Raw genomic sequence first — 9,542 nt, 5'->3', positions numbered from 1 at the left:
CGCGGTGTTCGCCCGACACCTGGTGCCGCTGCGCCGCCCGGCGCGGCAACAGCATCGCACATGGGACGCCGCGGCGGCCTACTAGGGCGCCCCGCCGCTACGTCCGCGAAACGCACGGACCAACGCCACGGCAAAGCCCAGCACCGATCCGACGCCCAGCCAGATCACAATGCCCACCCCACCGTCGATCGCCGCCACCAGTCCCATGGTCGTGACCGTCAGGGCGATCAGCAGCCAACCGTGCGCGCCACGCCGGGCACCCGGATGCACGAGGAACGTGAGCATCCAGAGCGCCGTCGCCAGAATCCAGATCATACCGCGCGTCCGATCCGCCGTGCCGTCAGCAGGGCCGCGACCCCGACGACGAGCGCACACCCGTCGACACCTGCCACGACCCCCGTCGGCACGGCCCCGGCGACCGGGCGCGTACAGACGTCCAGCAAGGGCAGCGTCACCAAAGCCCCGCCAAGCCCAACCAGACCCGCACGCCATAGCGGTCGCGCGACCTGCCGCAGGGCACCGACGCAGGCCACTATCGTCCATCCCAGCCAGAGCATGAGAAAGAGGTCAGTTTCCAACGCCGCGCGGTTCGCCAGACGCGGCGGCAACAGCCGGTTGGCATACAGATAGCCCGAGCACGCTAGCGGCAGGCCGATGACCGTCGCCAGCGTCATGCCTTCCCCCACGCGGTAGACCCGCAGCGCGTGAAATCGGTCCCGCCGCTTCATCAGGAAGATCACGAGGCCCGTCCCGATCAGTGCCGTCCCAGCGAGGCCGGAGAGAAAATATAGCCACCGCACCGGCCACGACGCCCATTGCGCCATATGCAGGCCGCTGATAACCCCGCGCGCCTCGTCGTGGCCGCCCGCCGCCGCCAGCCGGTGCCCGTCGTCACGCGCAAAATCGAGACGATCGCGCGTCATCGCAAGCTGACGGCCGTCAGCCCGATAGACACTGATGATCTGCGGGGCGAACAGAACGAACCCGGCGCCGTCGGGCCCGAACGTGCTCGCGGCATCACGCACGACGCGCGGCAAAACGACGTCGAGCGGTTCCGGCGTGACCGCGGGGCGCGGTGCGGGGGTCTCAGCCTCGACCCGCCCCGCGACGGGAAACACCGGCTCCGGGTCCAGGGCAATGCCGGTGTAGGTGATCATCGCGACGAACGGTAAAAACAGGACACCCGTCAAAAGATGCATGTCGAGCCACGCCCGCACCCGCGCGGCCCCGGGTCGGAACGTCAGCATGTCGGCCCAGAGCGCCCGGCAATGGAGCGCCATACCGGAGACCACGCCCACAAGCATCACCAGCGCCGCCAGATCCACGAGTACCACGCCGGGGACGGTACCGCCGCGCAGGGTGAAATGAAGGTCGAAGAATAGTCGTCCGCCGTCCGTGCGGCGAAGCGGCACGCTGTGGCCATCCCGGACGTCGAACACTGGCCCGCTAAAGACGTGCCCGTCATAGTGGAGAATATGCAGGCCGGGGGCACGGCGTCCCGGCAGTGTCAGGAAGGCCGACGGGTAGCGCTTCCACTCCCGATCCAGTTGCGCGGCCACCGCGCGCAGGGCTTCGGGACTGGGATCGAGCGACGACGCGACGGGCGCATCGGGCTGCATCCAGCGCGTGATTTCGGCATCGAACACCGCAAGGGAACCGCTGAGGAAAATCGCGAACAGCACGACGCCGCCCAGAAAGCCGAGCCATGCGTGCAACCACCCCAGGCGCGCGCGGACGGTGTCGCGTGATTTCACCGCCCGGCTCCGGCGAACGCCGCAAACAGGGCGGTGATCACGATCGGGAGGGCGGCAACCAGCCACGCCTGCACCCCGAACACGGCCGCGGGGTCCACGCAGCGGCACACGGCATAGCCCGCCGCCCATGCGGCGAGGCACACGGCGGCGAGCTGCCAGGTCCACCCGCCTGCCAGCGGCCGGCCCGAACCTTGTCCCACGCGACGATTCATGGACTGACTGGCCCCATAGTGACGGAGCTTCGCTCCCGAACTGAGTGCGACTTAATATCATTTTCATCCGGCAGCACAACATTGACGCCGGCGGAGTTCACTAACCCGTAACCTTTTGCCGGCTACCTTGCGCTGTCCGATCGTTGCTCGAAGGTGGTCATGTTGCATTGGTATCGTGAAACCGCCTCTGTGGGGCGCAAAGTGCAGGTCCTGATGGGGATGGTGCAGATCATCATCCTCTTGCGAGTCCTGCTCGAGATCGGCGCGAATCGCCATGTCTTGCCGCAGGGCATACCGTTTCTGGCCGATGCGATCGCATTCGTCGCGGTATTCGCCCTGTCAGCGTTCGCCGGGACCTATATCGCGCACCCCTACGAAATCATCACCGATCGGATCGAACGTCTGGCGGCAGGCAATCTGCGCATCGACATCCCGTTCACGCACCACCGCGACTGTCTGGGCCGTATCGCCAAATCCATCGAGATTTTCCGACAGTCGACCATCGACAAGGAGGAAGCCGAGCAGACGGCACGCGAGCACACGGAAGCGGCACGCCGCGCGGCCGAACGCGCACGCGCCATTGACGAAGAAACCCGTCGTTCGCAGGAGCATCTGATCGCCACGCTCGGCAAAGGGCTCGCCGCGCTATCCCACGGCGACCTCATGCTACGACTCGACGAGCCATTCGCGCCGGAGTACGAAAAGCTCCGCTCCGATTTCAACACGACGGCGGAAAAGTTGCAGGAGGTGATTCTCAGCGTTGCCTCAAGTGCCGCTACCATTTCTTCCGGATCAGCGCAGATTGCGACCGCGACAGACGATCTCGCGAAACGAACCGAGCAGCAGGTCGCCAATATCGAGGAAACGGCCTCTTCGGTCGCCCGCCTGACCGACACCGTGCGCAAGACGGCCGAGGCGGCGTCCCACGCCAACACGGTTGCGATCAAGACCAATGAGAGGTCGCGTCAGACCGGCGAGAACCTTGCCCTGACGACCGACGCCATGCAGGCGATCCGCAAATCGTCGCACGAAATCGCGCAGATCATCGGCGTTATCGACGAAATCGCGTTTCAGACCAATCTTCTGGCCCTGAACGCCGGGGTCGAGGCCGCGCGTGCCGGAGACGCCGGACGCGGATTCTCCGTCGTGGCCAGCGAAGTGCGTGCGCTCGCACAGCGCTCGGCCGACGCGGCCCGCAAGATCAAGTCGCTGATCACCTCCTCATCCGAGCAGGTTAAACTCGGCGTGGATCTGGTCAATCAGACCCTCGAAAGCGGCAACATCACGCTCCGTAGCGTCAGTGAGATCGCAACGCTGATCAGCCAGATTTCCACCTCCGCGCAGACACAGGCTACCAGCCTGACGCAGATCAACGCCGCGATCGGAGAAATGGATCACGCCACGCAGAAGAACGCCGCGATGGTCGAAGAGACCACCTCCGCCGGTCATCACCTGTCCCGCGAAACGCGGGAACTCGTCCGTCTGGTCGGTCGTTTCAAGGTGAATACCGCCAGTGAAAGCGGCCATTTCCGCTGGTCGCTCGATCATGACAAATCCGCCGATCCCAAAACGATCTTTCCAAGGCACAGCACAACAGACGCCGGCTGGGAGGCTTTTCAGTGACCGCTCCCCTGCCCCTTCCCGAACGCCTCGATAGCGATGCCGCACCGCTGCTTCTGCGGATGGTCACCTCCTGCGACAAGGGCGATATCAACCTCGACGGGCAAGCGGTGCGCCATCTGGGCGGATTATGCCTGCAAGTCCTTCTGGCATTGTTCCAGGACCGGACGGCGCGGGGTTACACGTTCGCGATCAGCACCCCGTCCCACGCTCTTCGATCAACGCTCGCCATTTTCGATGCCACCCACCTTCTGAAGATAGCGGACGTCTGATGCCGGTTCGAATACTGACGGTCGATGACTCGCCCGTGATCCGTCAGATGCTGCGCGCCACGCTCGAACCCGCCGGGTATATCACGATACCGGCCACCGACGGCGTCGACGGCCTCTCCCGCCTTGATCAGGAAGAGGCGCCGGACGTCATCATCACGGATCTCAACATGCCCAACCTTGATGGTTACGGCTTCGTCGAGGCGGTTCGCCGCCGATCGGACGTCACACGTAAACCGATCCTTGTGCTGACGACCGAGCACAGTGCGCAAAAGCGCAACGCCATCATGGCGCTCGGCGCGACAGGCTGGATTACCAAACCGTTCGTGGCCTCGAACCTGCTGAAAACGGTTCAACGTCTGGCACCTCTCGGATAGCGCCCATGGACGAGAACGACTCTATCCGCACGATCTTTTTCGCGGAATGCGCAGAGCAGATCGAGGCTCTGGAACACGGCCTGCAGACCCTCGCACGCGGCGACGGGGATGCCGAAACCGTCAATACGGTCTTCCGTTCCGTGCATTCCATAAAGGGCGGGGCGGGAATCTTCGGCCTCACGGCTCTGGTGGACTTCAGCCACACGTTCGAGTCAACTTTGGACCTGCTTCGTGAGCAACGCCTCACCGCCACGCCGGCAACCATCGCGGCTCTTTTTTGCGCCATGGATGCACTGAGCGATCTGATACACGCCTGCGAGGCAGGGCAGACCGCCGACAGTGACGCCATCCAAAGCGCAACGCGGAAACTCCGGGAGATCGCGCCGGATCCGGCCGGCGACGTGCTCGCGGAGTCTTCTGAAGACGCTCTCGTCCTGCCGTTCGATTTCCAGCCCGTGCCACTCGATTTCGATGCCTTTTCGCCACCCGACGGCGGCACCGCGTCGCCACAAAAAACGTGGACGATCCGTTTCGCACCCCGTCGCGGCCTGTATGACCGCGGAAACGATCCCATCTACAGTCTCGCCGCTCTAAACGAGTTGGGCGATTGCACCATTATACTCGATCAACACGAGCTCCCGCCGCTGGAAATGCTCGATGTGCAGGACAGCTATCTGACCTGGACCATCACGCTGAACACCGACGCCGAGGAAGCCAGCATTCGGGACGTCTTCGACTGGGTCTTTCAGGACGCGACGATCGAGATCACGTCCCTTCCCTTGTCCGACGTGCCGGCCGTAAGCATTCCATCAGAGAATCGTGCGTCGCCTGCCACCCAATCTGACGATCAGAAAAACGATAAGACGAACGGAGCCCTGACAGAGAGCGTTCAGGCACGCACCCTGCCGACAGAACCCGCATCAACAGAGTCTGAACCAAAAGCTGCCACGCTTCGCCCTTCCTCAACCATTCGCGTCGATCTGACGCGGGTCGACGACTTGATCAATCTGGTCGGCGAACTCGTCATCGGGCAGGCTTCGCTTCGCGACAAACTACAAAAGATCGATAATACAGGCGTGTCGGCCCTCATGGAGGCGACCGATACGCTCGGGCGCCTGATACGCGACTTGCAAGACGCGGTGATGCTGGTGCGAGCCCAGCCCATCCAAAGCGTTTTTCAGCGCATGGAGCGCCTGTTGCGTGAAGCCGCCGCTGCGACCGGAAAGGAGGTCCGCCTGATCGTACGGGGGGCCGATACCGAGGTCGATCGTACCATCGTTGAACAACTGGCCGAACCTCTTACCCATATGCTGCGCAACTCCGTCGATCACGGCATAGAACCGCCAGAGCAGCGGGTCGCGAATGGAAAAACATCCTACGGAACCATCGAACTTACCGCGCGACATCGCTCCGGCCGTGTGGTGATCGAAGTTGCCGACGACGGTGCAGGCATTAATCGCTCAAAGGTGCATCGCATCGCCGTTAACCGTGGGCTTATCGACGCGGGTACACAACTTAGCGATCAAGACCTCGACGGCCTGATTTTTCGCCCCGGCTTTTCGACAGCCGAGACGGTGTCCAGCCTCTCCGGCCGAGGTGTCGGCATGGACGTCGTCAAGAAAGCAATAACAGCCCTCGGAGGTAGAATCTCGGTCAATTCGGAACCAGGCCAAGGTTCCACCTTCCTTCTCAGCCTGCCCCTTACATTGGCCGTACTTGAAGGCATGGCGGTCACCGTGGCCGGACATGTCCTTATCGTACCCGTTACCTCCATCGTCGAGACCCTGCGGCCGCATGCGACGCAGATCTCATGCTTGATGAATCAGCAGGCGCTGATTTTTCTTCGTGGGGTCTATATCCCGATCATCGACGTGGCGTGCGACCTTGGCTTTCGCTCCGCGCCTGTGAGCCCGCTGCAGGCCGTCGTTCTCATCGTCGAGTCGGAAACCGGCGCGCTGGTCGCACTCGTCGTCGACGCGATCGTCAACAACATGCAGGTCGTGATCAAGAGTATCGAGCGTCATTACCGCAAGGTCCCGGGGATTTCGGCTGCGACCATTCTTGGGGACGGCCAGGTTGCCCTGATCCTCGATATAGATTCCTTCCACCGCTCACCATCGCCTGAGGCAGTGCAGTGCGACGGTCCTGCCAAAGCATCACCGCCTTCAGGGGAACGACCCTTCTCATGACCACGCCCAATCCGTCGCACCGCAAGGCCCCGCTCAAGGCGCTTGTGTTCTCGATCAATGGACAGGCTTACTGCCTCGATATCATGCTCATGCGCGAAATCCGGAGTTGGGCACCAGTGACCCCGCTCCCAAATGCGCCGTGCTTTGTCAGAGGCGTGATCAATCTACGGGGAAATGTGATCCCGATCGTCGATATGTCGATGCGACTATACGGCCACCACTATAGCGACGAAGCCTCCAGAGTGGTCGCGATCGTGGAGTGCGATGGTAAATATTCTGGACTTCTGGTCGACGAGGTCACCGATATTTTCGATATCGCGGCCGAAAATATCCAGGACCTCCCTGATATTACCGGCGCGCAAACCTTCAAAGCGATCTCGGGGCTGACCACTCACGACGACAAGATGATTGGCATTCTTCGTCTCGACGAAGTCTTCAATCTCGACGTGGACCTCGCCCAGTGATCGACGGCGGTGTGGAACACACGGGTACGCCAACAGCGTACAACGGCGGCCATTCTCACGAACAGTCGTTCCGGTTTACACATGCCGATTTTCTGGCCATTGCCGCGATCGTCCGCAACGAAACCGGGATCAGTCTGAAACCCACACGCTCATCCTTTGTCTATTCTCGCCTCAGTCGCCGCCTGCGCACTCTCGGCCTGGAAAGTTTTGCAGCATATTGTGAGCTTTTGATTCAGGATGGCCAGAGCGCGGAAAGACGGGCACTTGTCTCCGCGCTGACGACGAACGTCACCGCGTTTTTCCGCGAACGCCACCATTTCGCCTATCTCCGCCAGCGTCTTATTCACACTCTGGCGCCCAGGGTTCACGCGGGCGGACGCGTACGGTTGTGGTCCACCGCCTGCTCCAGCGGCGAGGAGGCATATTCGATGGCTCTCACCGTCCTTTCAGTGTTGCCCGACGCCACACGCTACGATATTCGCATTCTTGCGACGGATATCGACGTAGAAATGCTCGAAACGGCCCGACTGGGTCTCTACACGCGTGCGTCCGTTCGGGAGCATTGCCGTGACACGGCATCGTTGCATTGGGAGACTGGGACCGACGACAGGCTACAGGTGCCGGAGGCCGCTCGCTCCCTGGTTGAGTTTCTTCCCTTGAACCTGATTGGCGCATGGCCGCCACTTGGCACATTTGACATCATTTTCTGTCGCAACGTCGCAATTTACTTCGATTTCCCTACACAGACCGCTCTCTGGCGCCGCTTATGCGACCACCTGCCCGAACGCGGGCTCCTTTCGATCGGACACTCAGAACGCATACCGAGCGAGAATATCCCTGGTCTGCACTTATGTGGCATTACCACGTACCAGTGGCATCCGTCCTGATGTGCCCTCCGATCAGGGTTCTCATCGTTGATGACTCCATCACCAGCCGAATGATCCTTCGAAGCGCGTTAACGCGCGATCCTCGCCTTATCGTCGTCGGCTCTGCCTCCGATCCGACGACGGCACGTGATATGATACTGCAACTGAAACCGGATGTTCTGACGCTCGACATCGAAATGCCGCGCATGAACGGATTACAGTTTCTCGACAAGATCATGCGCCTGCGCCCGATGCCGGTTGTCATGGTCTCGGCATACACGCAGCACGGCGCGGATATCACGATCCAAGCCCTGCAGATGGGCGCAGTCGAATGCCTTGCAAAGCCCATCGCCGGAGAGGGATGGCCTGAACTGGCGCACTTGCCTGATCTGATCGTGCGTGCCGCCGCCGCAAGACCCGTGCGTGCCATTGGCAGCAGCGCCGTCGCACCTGCTCCGTCAAGCCCTCTGAACATGCCAACGGACGCACATCAGCCCCTGATCGTCATCGGGTCATCCACCGGCGGGATCGAGGCGTTGACGGAAATCCTCCAGCATCTGCCTGCTCTTTGCCCGCCGATCCTGATAACCCAGCATATCGCGTCCGCATTTACAGCGAGCCTTGCGCGCCGGCTGGATCAACAGAGCGCTCCATGTGTCAGGGTGGCCGTCGACCAGATGCCCATTGAATCCGGACATATCTACATCGCCCCCGGAGGCGAGGTCCATCTGGAGGTCGCACGTCGCGGAAATGTCCGGTTCTGCGCTCTTGTCGCAGCACCCGCTGAATGCGGACATAGACCGTCAGCAGATCGCCTGTTTCGCTCGGCAGCATCAGCCTGCGGTCGCTTTGCAATCGGCATCATCCTCACCGGCATGGGGGACGACGGCGCACGTGGCCTGCTCGACATGCGGCGCAGCGGCGCGCGCACCATCGCACAGGACCGGGCAAGTTCGGTCGTCTACGGCATGCCAAAATCAGCGATAGAGCGCGGCGCCGTGGAATTCGAACTGCCCCTGTCACGCATCGCCCCAACATTTCTCACTCTTGCCCGTGACCTCACAGAGGATAACGCTCCATGCGTCTAGCATCGTCCATCTCCGTCCTGACCGTCGATGATCAGGTATCGATTCGTGCCGCGCTGACCGCCAGCTTGAAACAGATCGGATTCTCCGATGTCATGGGCGCGAAGAATGGCGAAGATGCCATCAAGCTGTTACGCAATATGCCCTTTCGTCTCGTCATTTCAGACTTCAACATGCCGGGCATGGATGGCTTGGCGCTCCTGCATGCTGTCCGCAGCGATCCGGAATTAAAAAAAATTGCGTTTGTCATGCTGACCAGTCAGGCAACACGTGAGCTGGTTCAAAAAGCTGTTCAGGGCGGCGTCAACAATTTCATTCCGAAACCTTTCACCACGGAGAGCATCAAACACGCTCTCGAACGGGTCCTTGGGCCACTGGCACCGTCGTGAACAAAACCGCGGAAGGCCAACTGCGTGAAGTCTGTCGCCTGCTAGCACGTCTGGTCGGACTTTTGTCCACGATGGCCGACGACGCGAGCAGGGTGGAGGGTGTTGTGGCCGACATCATGACGGAACTGCCTCTCATCAGCGATGAAACCGTGTCGGCGGCACAGCAGATCGACCGACTGCGTCAGTCCCTCGTCGACCTCGCGTCGTTTTTCGAGTGCCTGGTTCCTCAGTCCCCCGAAGGCAGCCTGCGTCCGATGAGTGAAGCTCTCGAAATCCTGCAACTCGATACCGTACGCACCGCACTGACACCGGGGTGA

Annotated in this window: 12 protein-coding genes; 9 read left to right on the top strand and 3 right to left on the bottom strand. The window is 61.6% G+C overall.

All coding sequences use genetic code 11. The features are described from left to right. Positions 1-81: 81 nt before the first annotated feature. From HUK82_RS06030 to HUK82_RS06020, 3 genes are read right to left on the bottom strand one after another with little or no spacing between them, the layout of a single operon-like run. Positions 82-315: a hypothetical protein gene (locus HUK82_RS06030; protein ID WP_176613095.1), complete on the bottom strand. Its 234-nt coding sequence runs from the start codon at positions 313-315 to the stop codon at positions 82-84. Then, positions 312-1,754 carry a PepSY-associated TM helix domain-containing protein gene (locus tag HUK82_RS06025; RefSeq protein ID WP_176613094.1) on the bottom strand — a complete coding sequence of 481 codons (1,443 nt, stop codon included), beginning with the start codon at positions 1,752-1,754 and terminating at the stop codon, positions 312-314. Before HUK82_RS06025 ends, HUK82_RS06030 begins: the two co-directional genes overlap by 4 nt. Further along, positions 1,751-1,966, bottom strand: coding sequence for a hypothetical protein (locus tag HUK82_RS06020; protein ID WP_212648115.1), 216 nt, complete (start codon positions 1,964-1,966; stop codon positions 1,751-1,753). The genes HUK82_RS06025 and HUK82_RS06020 overlap by 4 nt, the downstream gene beginning before the upstream one ends. A gap of 189 nt (positions 1,967-2,155) precedes the next feature. Here HUK82_RS06020 and HUK82_RS06015 point away from each other — a divergent pair, with 189 nt between their 5' ends. Genes HUK82_RS06015 through HUK82_RS05975 form a run of 9 tightly spaced genes read left to right on the top strand, consistent with a single transcriptional unit; the run spans position 2,156 to position 9,542 of the window. After that, entirely contained in the window at positions 2,156-3,589 is a 1,434-nt protein-coding gene (locus HUK82_RS06015; protein WP_176613092.1) for a methyl-accepting chemotaxis protein, read from the top strand. Continuing rightward, positions 3,586-3,858, top strand: a complete 273-nt coding sequence (locus HUK82_RS06010; protein WP_176613091.1) for an STAS domain-containing protein — start codon at positions 3,586-3,588, stop codon at positions 3,856-3,858. Before HUK82_RS06015 ends, HUK82_RS06010 begins: the two co-directional genes overlap by 4 nt. Continuing rightward, complete coding sequence (locus tag HUK82_RS06005) at positions 3,858-4,232, top strand: response regulator (RefSeq protein WP_176613090.1); 375 nt, start codon at positions 3,858-3,860, stop codon at positions 4,230-4,232. The genes HUK82_RS06010 and HUK82_RS06005 overlap by 1 nt, the downstream gene beginning before the upstream one ends. Positions 4,233-4,237: 5 nt before the next feature. Beyond that, positions 4,238-6,421, top strand: a complete 2,184-nt coding sequence (locus tag HUK82_RS06000) for a chemotaxis protein CheA (RefSeq protein ID WP_176613089.1) — start codon at positions 4,238-4,240, stop codon at positions 6,419-6,421. Next, on the top strand, positions 6,418-6,885 hold the full coding sequence (locus HUK82_RS05995; protein WP_176613088.1) for a chemotaxis protein CheW: 468 nt from the start codon (positions 6,418-6,420) through the stop codon (positions 6,883-6,885). The genes HUK82_RS06000 and HUK82_RS05995 overlap by 4 nt, the downstream gene beginning before the upstream one ends. Beyond that, a complete protein-coding gene (locus HUK82_RS05990; RefSeq protein ID WP_176613087.1) occupies positions 6,882-7,772 on the top strand; it encodes a CheR family methyltransferase in 891 nt (296 codons plus the stop codon). The genes HUK82_RS05995 and HUK82_RS05990 overlap by 4 nt, the downstream gene beginning before the upstream one ends. After that, positions 7,736-8,839 (top strand): protein-glutamate methylesterase/protein-glutamine glutaminase, encoded by a 1,104-nt coding sequence (locus tag HUK82_RS05985; protein ID WP_306308910.1) that lies wholly within the window; start codon positions 7,736-7,738, stop codon positions 8,837-8,839. The genes HUK82_RS05990 and HUK82_RS05985 overlap by 37 nt, the downstream gene beginning before the upstream one ends. Then, the gene (locus tag HUK82_RS05980) at positions 8,830-9,225 is read left to right on the top strand and encodes a response regulator (RefSeq protein WP_176613085.1); all 396 of its coding nucleotides are present in this window, start codon (positions 8,830-8,832) and stop codon (positions 9,223-9,225) included. The genes HUK82_RS05985 and HUK82_RS05980 overlap by 10 nt, the downstream gene beginning before the upstream one ends. After that, positions 9,222-9,542, top strand: a complete 321-nt coding sequence (locus HUK82_RS05975) for a hypothetical protein (RefSeq protein WP_176613084.1) — start codon at positions 9,222-9,224, stop codon at positions 9,540-9,542. The genes HUK82_RS05980 and HUK82_RS05975 overlap by 4 nt, the downstream gene beginning before the upstream one ends.

This window comes from Ameyamaea chiangmaiensis, assembly GCF_013376175.1.
GTDB classification, from domain to species: Bacteria; Pseudomonadota; Alphaproteobacteria; order Acetobacterales; family Acetobacteraceae; genus Ameyamaea; species Ameyamaea chiangmaiensis.
The sequence above is the reverse complement of the archived record's forward strand: the minus strand, read 5'-3'. Positions and strand labels throughout refer to the sequence as shown.